The sequence below is a fragment of the Streptomyces cylindrosporus genome (assembly GCF_022698165.1).
GTDB lineage: Bacteria > Actinomycetota > Actinomycetes > Streptomycetales > Streptomycetaceae > Streptomyces > Streptomyces cylindrosporus.
In genome coordinates this window covers 465,096-483,220 of sequence record NZ_JALDAY010000003.1, presented here as the reverse complement: position 1 = coordinate 483,220, position 18,125 = coordinate 465,096, and the positions used below count along the sequence as shown (strand labels likewise).

General features: G+C 67.9%; 11 protein-coding genes. 9 read left to right on the top strand and 2 right to left on the bottom strand.

Going from position 1 to position 18,125, the window contains the following annotated elements:
• Positions 1–33: 33 nt before the first annotated feature.
• From MQP27_RS11530 to MQP27_RS11515, 4 genes are read left to right on the top strand one after another with little or no spacing between them, the layout of a single operon-like run.
• Positions 34–1,689 carry an ABC transporter substrate-binding protein gene (locus MQP27_RS11530; RefSeq protein ID WP_242764602.1) on the top strand — a complete coding sequence of 552 codons (1,656 nt, stop codon included), beginning with the start codon at positions 34–36 and terminating at the stop codon, positions 1,687–1,689.
• Complete coding sequence (locus MQP27_RS11525) at positions 1,686–3,200, top strand: GH39 family glycosyl hydrolase (protein ID WP_242764600.1); 1,515 nt, start codon at positions 1,686–1,688, stop codon at positions 3,198–3,200. The genes MQP27_RS11530 and MQP27_RS11525 overlap by 4 nt, the downstream gene beginning before the upstream one ends.
• Positions 3,197–3,877 carry a hypothetical protein gene (locus MQP27_RS11520; RefSeq protein ID WP_242764598.1) on the top strand — a complete coding sequence of 227 codons (681 nt, stop codon included), beginning with the start codon at positions 3,197–3,199 and terminating at the stop codon, positions 3,875–3,877. Before MQP27_RS11525 ends, MQP27_RS11520 begins: the two co-directional genes overlap by 4 nt.
• A complete protein-coding gene (locus tag MQP27_RS11515; RefSeq protein WP_242764597.1) occupies positions 3,874–5,895 on the top strand; it encodes a beta-galactosidase in 2,022 nt (673 codons plus the stop codon). The genes MQP27_RS11520 and MQP27_RS11515 overlap by 4 nt, the downstream gene beginning before the upstream one ends.
• Here MQP27_RS11515 and MQP27_RS11510 read toward each other — a convergent pair.
• Complete coding sequence (locus MQP27_RS11510) at positions 5,889–7,844, bottom strand: alpha-glucuronidase (RefSeq protein WP_242764595.1); 1,956 nt, start codon at positions 7,842–7,844, stop codon at positions 5,889–5,891. The genes MQP27_RS11515 and MQP27_RS11510 overlap by 7 nt on opposite strands.
• 21 nt (positions 7,845–7,865) lie before the next feature.
• Positions 7,866–11,669, bottom strand: coding sequence for a GH92 family glycosyl hydrolase (locus tag MQP27_RS11505; protein ID WP_242764592.1), 3,804 nt, complete (start codon positions 11,667–11,669; stop codon positions 7,866–7,868).
• 370 nt (positions 11,670–12,039) lie between these two features.
• On the opposite strand from MQP27_RS11505, the gene ngcE reads away from it, so the two are divergent.
• The 5 genes from ngcE (at position 12,040) to MQP27_RS11480 (ending at position 18,098) form a co-directional block, all read left to right on the top strand.
• Complete coding sequence (gene ngcE / locus MQP27_RS11500) at positions 12,040–13,485, top strand: N-acetylglucosamine/diacetylchitobiose ABC transporter substrate-binding protein (RefSeq protein ID WP_242764590.1); 1,446 nt, start codon at positions 12,040–12,042, stop codon at positions 13,483–13,485.
• A 67-nt stretch (positions 13,486–13,552) separates the two neighbouring features.
• On the top strand, positions 13,553–14,488 hold the full coding sequence (locus MQP27_RS11495) for a carbohydrate ABC transporter permease (RefSeq protein WP_242764588.1): 936 nt from the start codon (positions 13,553–13,555) through the stop codon (positions 14,486–14,488).
• A gap of 15 nt (positions 14,489–14,503) precedes the next feature.
• Positions 14,504–15,439: a carbohydrate ABC transporter permease gene (locus MQP27_RS11490; protein ID WP_242764586.1), complete on the top strand. Its 936-nt coding sequence runs from the start codon at positions 14,504–14,506 to the stop codon at positions 15,437–15,439.
• 225 nt (positions 15,440–15,664) lie between these two features.
• Positions 15,665–16,864: an ROK family transcriptional regulator gene (locus MQP27_RS11485; RefSeq protein WP_242764584.1), complete on the top strand. Its 1,200-nt coding sequence runs from the start codon at positions 15,665–15,667 to the stop codon at positions 16,862–16,864.
• Between the two features lie 133 nt (positions 16,865–16,997).
• The gene (locus MQP27_RS11480; protein WP_242765078.1) at positions 16,998–18,098 is read left to right on the top strand and encodes a substrate-binding domain-containing protein; all 1,101 of its coding nucleotides are present in this window, start codon (positions 16,998–17,000) and stop codon (positions 18,096–18,098) included.
• Positions 18,099–18,125 lie beyond the last annotated feature (27 nt).

Sequence of the window (18,125 nt, the reverse complement as noted above, 5' to 3'; positions counted from 1 at the left end):
CCAGCAACTCACCTACGGAACAAGGGAGTTCCCGTGAAGAACGCAGGAGAGCTGTCGCGGCGTCAGATCCTGGCCGCCGCCGGCTTCATCGGTCTCGCCACCCTCACCGGCTGCGGCAGCGGCGACGGGGGAGGGGATTCCAAGGACCTCTCCAAGAAGCAGAACGGCGCGATGAAGCACTACCGCGCAGGACAGCAGTTCAAGGCGACCAAAGCGCTGTCCTTCTCCATGCTCCACAACGACAACCCGGTCTACCCGCTCAAGTCCGGCTGGCTGTTCTGGAAGGAGGTCACCAAGCGCACCGGCGTGACCATCAAGCCCGTCGACGTGCCCCTCGCAGACTACGAGAAGAAGCGCAGCGTCCTCATCGGCGCGGGCGACGCCCCCTTCCTGATCCCGAAGACGTACCACCCCTCCGAGGTCGCCTTCGTCTCCTCCGGGGCGATCCTGCCGGTCAGCGACTACGTGCACCTGATGCCCAACTTCCAGGACAAGGTGCGCAGATGGAAGCTCGAACCCGAGCTCGACTCCATCCGCCAGTCCGACGGCAAGTACTACCTGCTGCCCGGCCTGCACGAGAAGCCCAAGTCCGGCTACTCGCTGTCCTTGCGCACCGACGTCCTCGACAAGCACGGGCTGAGCCTGCCGACCACCTGGGACGAGGTGCACGACGTCCTCACGGCGCTCAAGCAGGAGTACCCGGGCAAGTACCCCTGGACCGACCGCTGGAGCACCAACACCCCCTTCCCGTGCGGGGCGTTGTTCCAGTACCTCGGCCAGGCGTACGGCGTGAAGGCCGGCTGGGCCTACGACAACCTCAGCTTCGACACCCGGGCGAAGAAGTTCGTCTTCACGGCCACCCAGGACGCCTACCGGCAGATGATCGAGTACCTGCGCGGGCTCGTCGCGGAGAAGCTCCTCGACCCCGAGAGCTTCACCCAGCAGGACGACCAGGCCGTGCAGAAGCTGCTCGCCGAGAAGTCGTACGTCATCAGCGCCAACCCGCAGGAGCTGGTGCAGAACTACCGCTACAACCTGAACAAGCAGGTCAAGGGCGCGACCATCGAGATGGTCCCGGTGCCGCTCGGCCCCGCGGGCCCGGTGCTGCTGAGCGGCATCCGGCTGGAGAACGGCGTCATGGTCTCCAGCAAGGCCCTCAAGAGCTCCGACTTCGTCGCGATGATGCAGTTCGTGGACTGGCTCTGGTACTCGGACGACGGCCAGAAGTTCTGCAAGTGGGGCGTGGAAGGCGTCACTTACACCGAGTCCGGCGGCAAGTACACGCTGAAGCCCGGGATCTCCCTCATGGGCTCCGACCCCGACGCCCCGAAGGACCTCCAGAAGGACTACGGCTTCTTCAACGGCGTCTTCACCTACGGCGGCAGCTGGGAGCTGGTCTCCTCCAACTTCGGCCCGGACGAGAAGAAGTTCCAGGACGCCATGTCCCAGCGCAAGGAACTGCCCGTCGACCCCGCCCACCCGCTCCAGTCCTCCGAACAGGAACAGGCGACCCTCTGGGACACCCCGCTGAAGGACGCCGCCATCCAGAACACCCTCCAGTTCGTCCTCGGCAAGCGCCCGATGTCCGAATGGGACCAGCACATCGCCGAGTTGAAGGCGAAGAACATGCAGCAACTCGTCGACCTGCACAACAAGGCCTACGAGCGCTTCCAGAAGGAGAACGGGTGAGTCCCGGGCGGGAGGGGAGCCGCTTCCCGAGCCGCTTCCCCGACGCCTGGCGCCACTGCGTGGGCACCGGCCGTGTCGAACTCGCCCTGCGCCGCGACTACCAGGACTCCCTCGCCCTGCTGCAACGCGAGATCGGGTTCCGGTACATCCGCGGACACGGGCTGCTGAGCGACGGCATGGGCGTGTACCGGCCGTACGAGTGGCAGGGCGAGCGGCGGGTGCGACACTCCTTCACCTACGTCGACCAGGTGCTCGACGCCTACCTGGCACTCGGCATCCGGCCCTTCCTCGAACTCGGCTTCATGCCCGGCGAGTTGGCCTCCGGCGATCAGACCGTGTTCTGGTGGCGCGGCAACGTCACACCACCACGCTCGCACAAGGAGTGGGCCGAGCTGGTGCGGGCCACCGTCTCCCACCTCGTCGACCGCTACGGCCTCGACGAGGTGCGCACCTGGCCGATCGAGGTGTGGAACGAGCCCAACCTCCGCGACTTCTGGCAGGACGCGGACGAGCAGGCGTACCACCGGCTGTACGAGGTGACCGCGCACGCCGTGAAGGAGGTGGACTCGGAGCTCCAGGTCGGCGGGCCGGCGATCTCGCCCGGCGCGGACGAGTGGCTGGACCGCTTCGCCGAGTTCGTCGACCGGCGTGACGTGCCGGTCGACTTCGTGTCCAAGCACGCGTACAGCTCGGGCCCGGCCCAGCACGTCCCCTTCGGCGTCCACCAGACGCTGGCCCCGGCGACGGACCTGCTGACCCAGTTCGCGTCACCGAGGGAACGCATCAAGGGCACGCCTCTGGCCGAACTCCCGCTACACATAACGGAGTTCAACTCCTCCTACCGCCCCGACAACCCCATCCACGACACGGCCTTCCACGCCGCCTACCTCGCTCCCGTGCTGGCGGCCGGCGGCGACCACGCCGACTCCTTCTCCTACTGGACCTTCAGCGACATGTTCGAGGAGGCGGGGGTGCCGACCTCGCTCTTCCACGGCGGCTTCGGGCTGCTCACCCATCGGCAGGTGAAGAAGCCGACGTACCACCTGTACGCGTTCCTGGCCGGGATGGGGGATGAGCTGCTGGCACGCGGCGACGACCATCTGGTGACACGGCATCCGGACGGCCGGGTGACCGTGCTGGCCTGGGCGCCGGTCGACGCGAGCGGTGCGACGCCGGGGCCGGACCGGCATGTCGTACGGCTGTCGGTGCCGATGCGCGCGGGGGAGGCCTTCGTACGCCGGTCGACCGTGGACGAGGAGCACGGCAACGCGCGTACGGCCTGGCAGCGGATGGGCAGCCCGCGCTCCCCACGCCCGCACCAGCTCGACGTACTGCACGAGGCGGCGGAACCGGCCCGACGGCACGGGCGCCTGCCGGTCGAGGACGGGCGGGTCGCACTGGACCTGACGCTGGCCAGGCATGAGGTGACGCTCGTCGAAGTCAGTGCGGTGGTGGAAGAGGCGCCTGAATGGGCGGACGAGCAGAGGCTGTTGGGCGGTCGGCCGACATGAGAACACCGTCCATCGGCTTCGGAGCAGGCCCCCTCTCCCGCGCCGCCGCCCTCGTCCACACCCTCCTCACCGTCGAGGCACTCCTCCTCGTCGCCGCCTCTCCCGGCCTGGTCGCCCTGCTCCTCCTGGGCCCCGACCCGTCCAACCTCCCCCTCGCCGCCGTATGCCTGCTCCCCCTCGGCCCGGCCCTCTCCGCCGCGCTCTACGCCCTCCACCACCGCACCGCCGACCTCACCGACCTCCACCCGTCCCGCGCCTACCTCCGCGGCTGGCGCCTCAACGCGGCCCCGGTGCTGAAGATTTGGGCGCCTCTGCTGGCCTGGCTCACCGTCATCGGGTTCACGCTCACCCACTTCTCCGCGACCGGTCTGCCCGGCTGGTGGGCGCTGCTGCTGGCGGTCATCGGCCTCGCCTCTCTCCTCTGGGGCGCCCACGCGCTGGTCCTCACGTCGCTCTTCACCTTCCGCGCCCGTGACACCGCCCGCCTCGCCGCGTACTTCCTCTTCCGGCACGGCCGGGCCACCCTCGCCGCGGCCTCGCTGCTCGTGCTGGCCGCCGGGCTCACCGCCCTGCGCACGGAGGCGCTGCCCGCCCTGCTGGCCGCCCCGCTGCTGCTCTCCCTGCTGCACGGCAGCCGTCCGGTGATCGCCGAGACCCAGGAGGACTTCACCGCATGACCCCGCGGACCCCCAAGATCCCGTACGGCGGCGACTACAACCCCGAGCAGTGGCCGCAGGACGTCTGGGACGAGGACCACCGGCTGTTCACGCGGGCCGGCATCGACACCCTCACCGTCGGCGTCTTCACCTGGTCCCTCACCCAACCCGCCGAGGACACCTACGACTTCACCCTCCTCGACCGCATCCTCGACCGTGCCGCCGCCGAGAACCGGCGCGTCTGCCTCGCCACCGGCACCGCCGCCCTCCCGCCCTGGCTCGCCCACCAGTATCCCGAGGTCAACCGCACCGACTTCGAGGGCCGCCGGCACCGCTACGGCCAGCGCCACAACTTCTGCCCCAGCTCACCCGCGTACCGCCGCCTCTCCACCGCGATCGCCGCACACCTCGCCGAACGGTACGCACAGCACCCGGCGTTGCTCGCCTGGCACATCAACAACGAGTACGGCGGCGCCTGTTACTGCGAGCTGTGCGCCGAGGCGTTCCGGGACTGGCTGCGCCGGAAGTACGTCACCCTCGATGCCCTCAACGACGCCTGGTGGACCGCCTTCTGGTCGCACCGCTACACCGACTGGGACCAGATCGAGCCTCCGAACGCCCTCACCGAGCACTGGCGCGGACCCGACCACACGGCCTTCCAGGGACACACCCTCGACTACTTCCGCTTCACCACCGACGCCCTGCTCGGCTGCTTCCTGGCCGAGAAGGAGGCGATCCGCCGGTACGACACGGACACGCCCGTCACCACCAACTTCATGGGCATGTTTCGCCCCCTCGACTACCACCGCTGGGCACCCCACCTCGACTTCGCCTCCTGGGACAGCTACCCGCCCCTCGACGCCCCGCCCACCTGGCCCGCCCTGGCCCACGACCTGATGCGAGGGCTGAAGGGCGGCGCCCCTTTCTGGCTGATGGAGCAGACCCCGTCGACCACGGCCTGCCGTGACGTCAACCCCTTGCGCAGGCCGGGGGAGTTGAGGCTGGCCACCTTCCAGGCCGTCGCCCACGGCGCCGACGCGGCCCTGTACTTCCAGATGCGCGCCTCACGCGGCGCCTGCGAGAAGTACCACGGCGCGGTCATCGGACACGCGGGCCGCGACGACACCCGTGTCTTCCGCGAAGTCGCCCATCTGGGAGCGGAGTTGGCGGCCCTCGGGGACGCGACGCTCGGCGCCCGCACCCCCGCCCGCACCGCCGTGCTCTTCGACTGGGACAGCTGGTGGGCCCTGGAGATCTCCGACGGCCCTTCCCGGCTGGTCAAGTACCAGGAGGTCGTCCACGCCTACTACCGCGCCGCCCGCGAGGCCGGCGCCGACGTGGACGTGATCCCGCAGACCGCCGACCTCACCGCGTACGACGTCGTACTCGCCCCCGTCCTGCACATGGTCAAGGGCGACCTCGCCACCCGCCTCGAAGCCGTCGCCGACCGCGGCGGCACCGTCCTGACCACCTTCCTCTCCGGCCGCGTCGACGAACACGACCGCGCCTTCCTCACCGACGTTCCCGGCCCGCTCGCCCCGCTGACGGGCGTCCGCGTCGACGAATGGGACGCGCGCGCACCGGAGTTCGTCCAGCACATCCCCGAACTCGGCGCGCAGGCGCGGCTCGTGTTCGAGATCGTGCTGCCGCAGGGCGCCGAGCCGGTCGCCACCTACGGCGACGACTTCTACGCGGGGACTCCGGCCGTCACCCGGCATGCCTTCGGCGAGGGCGAGGGCTGGTACGTGGCCACGGCCCTCGACCAGCCGGGCGTGGACCAGGTGGTGCGCCGGGTACTGGACCGCCACGGCCTGCTCGGCCCGTACGCCGGCCACCCCACCGTCGAGACCGCGACCCGAGTCGCCCCCGACGGCACCCGCCTCCTCTTCCTCCTCAACCACGCCGGGAAACCTGCCCACTTGACGGCCCACGCCACTGCCACGGACCTCCTCACCGGCAAGGAGACGGAAGCGGGCGACCCGCTCACCCTCGACCCGCTGGGCGTGGCCGTCCTGCGGCTTCAGGAACGCCGTCAGTAGATGACCCGCCCCCGCTCGTCCGGCACCCCGGACTTCCGCAGGAAGTAGCTGTTGATCTGATCGCGCCACTCGCGAGCGCACCGGAGCTGCTCCACGAAGAGCTCCGTCACCCGCTGGTGGCGCGCCGGCGTCACCAGCCCCGCCAGCGACTCCCACACCCGCGCGGCCTCCTCCACCTCCGCGACGCCCTCGAAGTGCGTGTCGTAGATGTGCTGGATCACGGTCTTCCCGCTCTTCAGCACATGCCCGTACGGCACATGGTGGAAGAACAGCAGCAGCTCGTCCGGGCAGGTGTCCGGCGACTCGTAGATCTCGGCCCACGGCTTCGCGTACTGCCCCGCGTATCCGGTCCCGCTCGCCACACTCCGGTCGACGCCGATTCCGTCCCGGTCGGCGAAGTGGTACGTGCCCCACGGGCTGTACTCGTACCCGTCCACGCTCGGCCCGTAGTGGTGCCCCGGCTGCACCATGAACCCGACCCCGAGTGGCGCGGTGTACTTCTCGTACGTCCGCCACGAACCGTCCAGGACCGCGTGCAGCCCCGCCGCCGGCCCCGCCCCGAAGGTCAGCCCGATCCACTCGTCGAGGATCACGACCGGATCGGCGTCCGGCTGCCAGGCGAGCCGCCCGAAGGTGTAGAGGTTGGCCTGGGCGAGGGGGTGCCCGGTCCAGAACGGGTCGTCCCCGACGTTGGACACGGCCACCAGTTCCTCGAAGGCCGGGCCCTCCTGATCCGCGGCGAACCGGAGCACCTCGCTCCACATGGGTCCCAGCCAGCAGACATGGCGTTGCTGTCCGGTGTACTCCTGCGTGGCCTGGAGCTCCACGGCGAGAGTGCTATGTGACATAGCACTGATCAACGGCGACACCGGCTCCCGCACCTGGAAGTCCATCGGCCCGTGCTTCACCTGAAGCACCGCGTTCGCCGCGAACGCCCCGTCCAGCGGCAGGAAGTGGTCGTACGCGGCCCGTGCCCGGTCCGTCGTCCGGTCCCGCCAGTCCTGCCGGTGGTCGTAGACGAAGGCCCGCCAGTGGACCGTGCCCCCGTGCGGCTCCAGGGCCGCGGCCAGCATGTTCGCGCCGTCCGCATGCGTGCGCCCGTACGCGAACGGCCCCGGCTGCCCCTCCGAGTCGGCCTTCACCACGAACCCGCCGAAGTCCGGTATCGCCTCGTACACCCGAGCGGTCGCCCCGGCCCACCATTCGCGCACCCGCTCGTCGAGCGGATCGGCCGTCTCCAGCCCGTCGAGCACGATCGGCGCGGCGAAGGTGACCGACAGGTGCGTGCGGATCCCGTACGGCCTGAACGCCCCGGCGATGTCGGCCACTTCACCGATCCGGTCGGTGAGCAGCCGTGCCTCGGTCTCGTGCACGTTGACGTTGTTGACGGACACGGCGTTGACCCCGCAGGCCGCGAGCAGCCTGCCGTACGCCCGTACCCGCTCGAACTCCCCGCGGGCCCGACCGTCGGCCCAGAACAGCGACCCGCCGGCGTACCCGCGCTCCACCTGCCCCATGACCGGGTGCACGGCCACGTTGTCCCAGTGGTTCACCATGCGCAGGCCCAACGCCGGTTCATGGAGCACCCGTTGGCAATCCCCGCCGAACGCCTCCTCCCCGAGCCGCACGACGTGGAAGAAGCCGTACAGCAGCCCCCGCTGCCCGGTCGCCGTGACCGTCGTACGCCCGTCGACGCGTTCGTAGCCGAAAGCCTCCGACGAGTCGTCGCCGGTCAGCTCCAGCACCAGGTCGTACGGCTCGGGGGCCGCGTCGCGGTCGACGCGGCCCCCGAACCTTGCGCAGGCCTCGGCCACTTCCCCGTGCACCGTCTCCACCAGTGGGCCCGATCCGCGGATCAGGGTCCGCCGGCTGCCGAGCGGCCGGAAGGCCGCGGACGGCAGCCAGGCCGGGTCGACACCCTCGGGCAGGACGGGCACGGGATGCGGCACGGGATCCTCCAACTCGGCTGCTCAGGCGAGCAGTTCGACCTCCGACACCACCGCCTCACCGGAGAGCACGAGACGGTACTTCCCGTACGTACCCGGAGACCCCACGGTGAACGCCCGTGTCTGCCTGTCCCATGTGAAGGACTCGCCGGACCGCCGGTCCAGCGTCTTCCACTTGGTCCCGTCGTCCGAGCCCTGGAGCGTCCAGCCGGTCGGCGCCTTCGTGTGGTCCGTCGACGAAGTCACCGTGTACTGGAGGCCCTTGACCGGACCGGACACCGGCAGGTCCACCGAGGTCACGGTCGCGTCCGTCGCCGAGGTGTTGTCGAACAGCGGCCCGTCACCCTTGAGCACGTCCGCACGCGGCGTCGGCACCTTGTCGTCCTGGGTGATGGAGACCGGCGCCGCGTTCTTGCCGGAACCCCACGCGGACGGCTTCGAACCCATGTCGAAGTCGAGCACCCCGCCCTTCTCCAGGAGCGAGTGAGGCAGCGAAGTCGACGTCCAGGTACGGCCGTTGACCTTCAGGCCCTGCACATAGACGTTCTTCGTGCTGTTCTTCGGCGCCCTGACGACCAGGTCCTGGCCGTTCTCCAGATGGACCGTCGCCTTCTTGAACAGCGGGGAGCCGATGGCGTACTCGCCGCTGCCCATCACCAGGGGGTAGAAGCCGAGCGCCGAGAAGAGGTACCAGGCCGACTGCTCGCCGTTGTCCTCGTCCCCGTGGTAGCCCTGCCCGATCTCGCTGCCGGTGTAGAGGCGGGAGAGCACCTCGCGGACGTTCTTCTGCGCCTTCCAGGGCTCGCCGGCCGCGTCGTACATGTAGTTGACGTGGTGGGCGACCTGGTTGGAGTGCCCGTACATGCCCATCCGGACGTCCCGCGCCTCGGTCATCTCGTGGATGACACCGGAGTAGGAGCCCTTCAGGTCCGGGGACGCCGTCTCCGGGGTCGCGAAGTACTCGTCGAGCTTGTCACCGAGAGCTTTGCGGCCGCCGTACAGGTTGGCGAGACCGCGGCTGTCCTGCGGGGCCGTGAAGGCGTAGCCCCAGCCGTTGGTCTCCGTGTAGTCGTAACCCCACACGCGCGGGTCGTACGTGGCGGAGTCCACGCGCCAGTCGCCCTTGGCGTCCTTGCCCTGGAAGAACCCGGCCTTGGAGTCGAAGAGGTTGACGTAGTCCTGGGCGCGGTTGAGGAAGTACTCGGACTCCTCCTTGTAGTGCTTCTCGCCCGTCTTGTTGTAGAGGGCCTGGCCCATCTTCGCGATGCCGTAGTCGTTGACGTAGCCCTCCATCGCCCACGACAGGCCCTCGTGCGTGTCGTCGCTCGTGTAGCCGAGGAAGGGGGAGGTGCTCATGCCCTTGCGGCCCACGCCCGAGGCCGGCGGCACGACCGTCGCGTTCTTCAGGGCCGCGTCGTACGCCGCCTTCGCGTCGAACTTCACGCCCTTGACGTACGCGTCCGCGAACGCCACGTCCGAGGAGGTGCCGGTCATCAGGTCCGCGTAGCCGGGGGAGGACCAGCGCGAGGTCCAGCCGCCGTCCTTGTACTGCTGCACGAACCCGTCGACCATCTCGCCCGCCTGAGAGGGCGTCAGGAAGGAGTACGCCGGCCAGGTGGTCCGATAGGTGTCCCAGAAGCCGTTGTTGACGTACACCTTGCCGTCGACGATCTTCGCGCCGGTGTGGGTCGGGGTGTCCGGGCCCGGCATCGGCGAGAACGGCGAGGCGTACTGGTACTTCGAACCGACCTTCTCGAAGCCGGAGTTGGGGTACAGGTACAGCCGGTACATGCTGGAGTACAGCGTGGTCAGCTGGTCCGGCGTGGCGCCCTCGACCTCGACCTTGCCGAGCAGCCTGTCCCAGGTGCGCTGGGCCTGCTTCTTCACCGTGTCGAAGGACGTGCCGTCCGGGATCTCCTGGCGGAGGTTGTCCTTGGCCTGGTCGACGCTGATGAGGGAGGTCGCCAGGCGCAGGGTCACGGTGTGGTCGGAGCCCGCGTCGAAGCGGAGATATCCCTTCACCCCGCTGGACGAGCCGTCGGTCGCCTTCTTGTCGAAGACGCCGTACACGAAGAGCCGGGTGGCACCGGCCGACTGCCCGGACTTCACGTCCGAGTAGCCGGTGACGATCCCGTTCTCCTTGTCGAGCGTGAGGCCCGCCTGCTCGGTCACGTTGTCGAAGACGACGCTCGCGTCGTCGCCCGGGTAGGTGAAGCGCAGCGAGGCCGCGTGGTCGGTCGGGGCCATCTCGGCCTTCAGGCCGTTCTCGAACGTCACGCCGTAGTAGTACGGCCGCGCCGTCTCGTTCTCGTGCCGGAAGGCCAGCTCACGGGCCTCGCGGCCGGTGTCCGGGGTGCCCGACGCGACGGACGGCATCACCTGGAAGGTCTGCCGGTCGCCCATCCACGGGCTCGGCTCATGACTCGCGCTGAACGCCTGGATCGTCGGCAGGTTGTCGTCGTTGTTCGCCCGCGCGTACTCGTACAGCCAGTCCAGCGAATTCGCGTTGGTGACCGGCGTCCAGAAGTTGAAGCCGTGTGGCACGGCGGTCGCGGGGAAGTTGTTGCCGCGCGAGAAGCTGCCGCTGGAGTTGGTGCCGCGGGTGGTCAACGCGTAGTCCGACAGATGCGCCTTCGGCTTCTCGGGAGCGACGGGCCTGATCGCGATGTCGTCCAGCCAGCCCCGGAACTTCGCCGGCCCCTTCGGGGAGTCGTACGCCACCAGGATCCGGTCGACGGTCTTGCCGGCCGCGACCGAGCCGATCCGCGACAGGACGTTGTTCCACTGGTTGACGTAGAGGATCTTCGCGGCCCCCTGTTCCTGCGGCGACAGCCCGAACCCGTGCTGGTCGGTCGCGCCCAGGTCGCTGAGGTAGGTGCCGTCCGTGAAGGCCAGGTCCACCGACACGTTCGTGGCGTCGTAGTCCCGGTCGCCGTCCGCCATCTGCGGATAGATCCGGTACGACAGCTGAGTGTCGCGGCCGACGGCCACGTTCACGTCGAAGACCTTGTTGTACGAGTACGCCCGCCCGTCGGCGGTGTGCCGGCCGGCGTAACGCAGGGCACGCTTTCCGGTGAACCCGGCCGCCGCCTTCGCCGTCGGCGAGCCGCTCGGGCCGTGGTCGACCAGCGAGAGCATGTCCTGCGGGACCGGGCCGCCGCTGCCGCCCGTGGAGAACTGCACGTCGGCGATCTGAAGGATGTCCGAGGCGCCGTTGTTCTTCGTCACGTCGAGGCGGAAGTGCTGGTACTCGGCGGGCTCGGCGAGGTCGTACGACTTCGTCTGGAACCGCTCGGAGAAGGTCTGCCCGGAGCGGGTGTCGACGGTCTTCCAGTCCTTGCCGTCGGTGGAGCCCTGCAGGGTCCAGTCCTTGGGGTCGCGCTCCTCGAAGTCGTTCGCGGACGTGATCGCGTACGTCACGATCTTCAGCGGCTTGTCGAGGTCGAACTCGACCCAGCCGGTGGGCTCGAAGGTCAGCCACTTGGTGCCGGCCTCGCCGTCGACGAGGTTCTCCTTCACCTCGCCGCCGCCCGTGTTCTCGCTGCTCGCCCGCAGATCGGTGATGTGGTCGTTCACATTGCCCGGGATGCCGCTGCTGTAGCCGCCGTCGACGCCGGAGGCCCGCTTGCCGCCGTCGGCTGACGTGTCGACCGTGTTCAGCCAGTCCGGCGCCGGGTCACCCGACTCGAACGAGGACGAGAACTGCTCGTCGGCCCCGGCCGCGGCCTCCGGCAGGGCGACCGCCGCCCCCTGTGTCCCCACCGCCATGACAAAGGCGGCCGTGAGCACGACCGCCGGACCCCATCTGTGCCGAGCTCTGTGTCGCATTGGCCCAGACCCTCCCTGCAGCTCATTCGGACAACGTTGTCAACTACGAGGCGCAGAGACCAGTAGTGGGTCAAGTGGTCAGTGATGTCAAGGGTGTTGAGTGTGGCATTCGGGGCCTATGTCGCGAATTTTTCCGGCAAGCGGTGCACAGGCCGCTCATATTTCCGCGAGGTCTCAACTCGGAAAAGACCGACGACCAACCTTGCATTCGATCTTGCTCCGTTGGCGGGAAGTGGACTATACCTGTCGGCGATTCACACGATCTGTACGGCATGATTCGCACTTCCTGCACGACCCTGCTTGACCTGACCGCGGTGCCGGGGAGGATCCGGTTCACCGCCTGAGTCCTGGAGAAGGCGAGGACTTGAGCATGGGATCCACTTCCGCCGAGAACGACGGCATCGGGGGCGTCGGCCGCCGCGATCTGATCAAGCGTTCGGCCGCACTCGGCCTGATCGCCGTACCCACGATGAGTTTCCTGTCGGCGTGTGCCAGTGGTGGCGGAGACGACAACTCCGGCAACAACGACCAGGGCAAGACCTCCAAGTCGAACCCCTTCGGCGTTGAGAAGAACAGCAAGCTCGACGTCGTCGTCTTCAAGGGCGGATACGGCGACGACTACGCCAAGGCGTGGGAGGCCAGCTTCCAGAAGAAGTGGAACGTAACTTCCACCCACACCGGCACCCAGGAGATCACCGGCAAGCTCCAGCCCCGCTTCAACGCGGGCAACCCGCCGGACATCGTCGACGACTCCGGCGCCCAGCAGATCAAGATCGACGTCCTGTACAAGAACGGCCAGCTGCTGGACCTGTCCTCGGTCCTCGACGCCCCGGCGATCGACGACCCGAGCAAGAAGGTCCGCGACCTGATCATCCCGGGCACGCTCGACGCGGGCATGCAGGAGGGCAAGACCGTCGCCCTCAACTACATCTACACGGTGTGGGGCCTGTGGTACTCCGGCAAGCTCTTCAAGGAGAAGGGCTGGGAGGAGCCCAAGACCTGGGCCGACTTCATCAAGGTCTGTCAGGCCGCGAAGAAGGAGGGCATCGGCGGTCTCGCCCACCAGGGCAAGTACCCGTACTACATCAACGTCGCCATCATGGACCTGATCGCCAAGACCGGCGGTCTGGACGCCATGAAGGCGATCGACAACCTCGACCCCAAGGCGTTCGTCGGCTCCGACGCGGCGCAGGCCGGCGTCGAGGCGATCTACGAGGTGGTGGAGAAGGGCCTGCTCATGCCGGGCACCAACGGCCTCACCCACACCGAGTCGCAGACCCGCTGGAACCAGTACAAGGCCGCCTTCATCACCTGCGGTTCCTGGCTGGAGAACGAGCAGCTCAAGCAGACGCCGTCGGACTTCGACATGAAGTTCATGCCGATGCCGCTGCTGCCGGACAGCAAGCTGCCCTTCGAGGCGATCCGGGCCGGCTCCGGCGAGCCCTTCATCATCCCGGCGAAGGCCAAGAACCTGCCCGCGGCCAAGGAGTTCATGCGCAGCATGCTCTCCAAGGAGTGGTCGACGCTGTTCGCCAAGGAGGCCAACTCCCTCACCATCCTCAAGGACGGCGTCGACGCCAGCGTCAAGCTGCGGCCCGGCACGCAGTCCACGGTCGAGGCGTCCAAGGCGGCCGGTGACAACACCTTCCGTTACCTCTACACCGAGTGGTACAGCGAGATGGGTGCCGCCATCGAGGCCGCGTCCAACGAGCTGATGTCCAAGCGCATCCAGCCGAAGGAGTGGCTGAAGCGGTGCCAGGCCGCGGTCGACAAGCAGGCCAAGGACCCGGCCTCCAAGAAGAACCACCGGGACTGACCGCAACGCCGATCCCCGGGCCGGAGCGCTCCGGCCCGGGGAAGGACCCCAGGGGCAGGAAACGCCAATGCGCAAAGGGCAGTACAGGTTCGTCGCGGGATTTCTCTTCGTTCCCGTGGCGCTCTATCTGATCTTCGTGATCTGGCCGTACATCCAGACGTTCGGCTATTCCCTGACCGACTGGAAGGGACAGTCGCAGACCTTCAAGTTCGTCGGCCTGGACAACTACAAGGCGCTGTTCCACGACGACGTCTTCATGCAGGCCATCTGGCACAACATCCTGTTCCTGATCTTCATCCCGGTGATCACCATCCTGCTCGCGCTGTTCTTCGCTTTCATGGTGAACGCGGGCGGGCGCAGCAAAGCCGGCGGAGTGTCGGGCGTCGCCGGATCGAAGTTCTACAAAATCATCTACTTCTTTCCGCAGGTGCTGTCCCTGGCGATTGTCGCGGTGCTGTTCAACGCGGTCTACCGCAGCGACGGCGGCGGTCTGCTGAACGGGTTCCTGATCAAACTGCACCTGGTCGACGCCAACAACCCCGTGGAATGGCTGAACGAGCCGAACCTGGTGCTGTGGGCGCTGCTGGCCGCCGTGGTCTGGCACGGCGTCGGCTTCTACCTGGTGCTGTTCTCGGCCGCCATGCAGTCCATCCCGAGGGACATCTACGAGGCCGCCCTCATCGACGGCGCCGGCCGCAACCAGTCCTTCTTCCGCATCACCCTGCCGCTGCTGTGGGACACCGTGCAGACCGCCTGGGTGTATCTCGGCATCGTCGCGATGGACATGTTCGTCCTGGTCTCCTCGATGACCGCGAACATGGGCGCGTACGGCGGCGGCCCCGACCACCACAGCGACGTCATGTCGACGGTGATGATGCGCAACTTCCAGTACTTCGGCAAGAGCGGATACGCCTGCGCCATGGGCGTCGTCATGCTGCTGCTCACCCTGGTCCTGTCCGTGGTCATGCTGCGTGCCACCCGCCGCGACCGCGTCGAGTTCTGAGCGGGAGATACGACGATGAGCGCACCCCTCAAGGAGACCGCCGCCCAGGGCGGCACCATTCCGCCCCAGCCCAGCGTCGCCAAGGCGTCGCCCCGCCCCGGAGACAAGCGCGGCGAGGGCGTCGTACTGAACGTCTTCTCGCACGGCTTCCTCGCCCTGTGGGCCCTGCTGATCGTGCTGCCGCTGCTGTGGCTGGTGATCAGCTCCTTCAAGACCGACGCGCAGATCGGCGGCTCCGCCTTCGGGTGGCCCCAGAACTGGACCTTCGACGTCTTCCACCGCGCCTGGAACAAGGGCATCGGCGACTACTTCCTGAACACCGTGATCGTGCTGGTGTTCTCGGTGCCGCTGACGATGCTGTTCGGCTCGATGGCCGCCTACGTGCTGGCCCGCTACCAGTTCTGGGGCAACCGGCTGCTGTACTACTTCTTCGTCGCCGGCGCGATGTTCCCGGTGTTCCTCGCCCTCGTCCCGCTGTTCTTCATGGTCAAGCGGCTGGACATGCTGAACACCTATCAGGGCCTGATCCTGGTCTACATCGCCTACTCGATGCCGTTCACGGTCTTCTTCATGCACGCCTTCTTCCGGACCCTGCCCACGGCGGTCTTCGAGGCGGCGGTCCTGGACGGCGCCTCGCACACCCGGACCTTCTTCCAGGTGATGCTGCCGATGGCGAAGCCGGGCCTGATCAGCGTCGGGATCTTCAACACGCTGGGCCAGTGGAACCAGTTCATCCTGCCCACGGTCCTGATGCAGCCGCAGAGCGGCTCCGACCCCGAGCGGTACGTCCTCACCCAGGGCCTCATCCAGCTGCAACAGCAGCAGGGCTACGCCTCCGACCTGCCCGTCCTCTTCGCCGGCGTGACCATCGCGATGATCCCGATGCTGGTGGTGTACCTGTCCTTCCAGCGCCAGGTGCAGGCGGGCCTGACCTCGGCGACGCTGAAGTGAACGGAGAGTAGCCGACGAGCCGCCCCGGCGGCGCTCCGCAACCGGCCGCGCACGCGCCGCTCCCGAGTCCGGGGAGCGGCGCGTACGTATGTACGACCGTGTGTCCAAGGACCCGGATCCGGTTCAACCTCTTGACGGGAGGCAACCCGAACGGCTCAGCTTAGAGTTCACTAGTTGGACATAGACGGGGCCTCACCGATGCGGTCCCGTGCGCAGGAGGTCGTCGTGGAGACTCCGGGGTCGCAGTCGTCACTGCACCGAGCCAACCTGGAGCGGGTCGTACGGGCCGTCCGGCTGGCCGGGTCACTCACGCAGGCGGAGATCGCGAGGACCACGGGGCTGTCCGCGGCGACGGTCTCCAACATCGTCCGCGAGCTCAAGGACGGCGGAACGGTCGAGGTCACGCCCACGTCGGCGGGCGGCCGCAGGGCGCGCAGCGTCTCGCTCAGCGGCGACGCGGGCATCGTCATCGGCGTCGACTTCGGGCACACGCACCTGCGCGTCGCGGTCGGCAACCTCGCCCACCAGGTGCTGGCCGAGGAGTCCGAGCCGATGGACGTGGACTCCTCCTCGACCCAGGGCTTCGACCGGGCGGAGGAGCTGGTCAATCGCCTGATCAGCGCAACGGGCGTCGACCGGGCCAAGATCGCCGGAGTGGGCCTGGGCGTACCGGGCCCGATCGACGTGGAGTCCGGCACCCTCGGCTCGACCGCGATCCTGCCCGGCTGGACCGGCACCAAGCCCGCCGAGGAGCTGCGGGGGCGGCTCGGCGTGCCGGTGCACGTGGACAACGACGCCAACCTCGGCGCCCTCGGTGAGCTGGTGTGGGGCAGCGGCAGAGGCGTCCGTGATCTTGCTTACATCAAGGTGGCCAGCGGTGTCGGCGCCGGCCTGGTGATCGACGGGAAGATCTACCGCGGCCCGGGTGGCACAGCGGGAGAAATCGGTCATATTACTCTTGATGAATCCGGCCCCGTCTGCCGCTGTGGAAACCGGGGCTGCCTGGAGACCTTCGCGGCGGCGCGCTATGTGCTTCCGCTCCTCCAGTCCAGCCATGGCACCGATCTGACGATGGAAGGCGTCGTGCGGCTGGCCAGGGACGGAGACCCGGGCTGTCGTCGGGTGATCGCCGACGTCGGCCGACACATCGGCAGTGGAGTGGCCAATCTCTGCAATCTGCTGAACCCGAGCCGGGTGGTCCTGGGCGGTGATCTCGCCGAGGCCGGTGAGCTGGTGCTCGGGCCGATCAGGGAGTCCGTCGGCCGCTACGCCATCCCCAGCGCGGCGCGTCAACTCTCCGTTCTCCCGGGGGCACTTGGGGGCCGTGCTGAGGTGCTCGGAGCGCTCGCTCTCGCGCTGAGCGAGATGGGCGATTCGACCCTTTTGGACGGCACGCTGGCTACCGCCACCCCTGCCTTCACTTAGAGAACGGATGGCACCGTTGCCATCTCGTTAAGGATTTACTTCTTGACGTCGCACGTGTGGCCGAGTTGACTTCCAGCCACCTCGGCCGCAACGTCGCGGCCTCGTCAGGGAGGTTTCTGAAGTGAACACGCGTATGCGTCGTGCCGCGTTCGCCGTTGCCGCTGGTGCGATGGCTGTTTCCCTCGCCGCCTGTGGCTCCGCGAAGGAGTCCGGCGACAAGGCCGAGTCCTCGAGCTCCGGCGCGAAGGGCGACAACATCAAGGTCGGTCTGCTCCTGCCGGAGAACAAGACCGCGCGCTACGAGAAGTTCGACCGTCCGCTGATCGAGAAGAAGATCAAGGAACTGACGAACAACAAGGCGACGATCCAGTACAACAACGCTCGCCAGGACGCCAGCCTCCAGGCCCAGCAGGTCGACACGATGATCACCAACAAGGTGGACGTGCTCATCCTGGACGCCGTGGACGCCAAGGCCATCCAGAACTCGGTCCAGAAGGCCAAGGACGCCGGCATCAAGGTCGTCGCCTACGACCGCCTCGCCGAGGGCCCGATCAGCGCCTACACCTCCTTCGACAACGAGGAGGTCGGCAAGACGCAGGGTGAGGCCCTGCTGACCGCCCTGGGCTCGAAGGCCACCAAGTCCTCCAAGATCGTCATGATCAACGGCTCGGTGACCGACCCGAACGCCGCCCAGTTCAAGAAGGGCGCGCACTCCGTCCTCGACGGCAAGGTCACCATCGCCAAGGAGTACGACACCAAGGAGTGGTCGCCGGACAACGCCAACTCCGAGATGGAGGCCGCGATCTCCGCGGTCGGCGCCAAGAACATCGCGGGCGTCTACTCCGCCAACGACGGCATGGCCGGCGGTATCATCACCGCCCTCAAGGCGGCCGGCATCTCCGTCCCGGTCACCGGCCAGGACGCCGAGCTCGCGGGTGTGCAGCGCATCGTCGCCGGTACGCAGTACATGAGCGTCTACAAGCCGTACGCCCCCGAGGCCGACGCCGCCGCCGAGATGGCCGTGGCGCTCGCCAAGGGCCAGAGCCTGGACTCCGTCGCCAAGGACAAGGTCTCCAGCGGCTCCGCCACCGACGTCCCGTCCGTCCTGGTCCCGGTCCAGTCCCTGACCAAGGACAACATCAACGACACCGTCATCAAGGACGGCGTCTACACCGCCGCCGACATCTGCACCTCCGCCTACAAGGCGGCCTGCGACAAGCTCGGCATCAAGTAAGCAGCGACGCGTCCCTTCCCAGGTAGG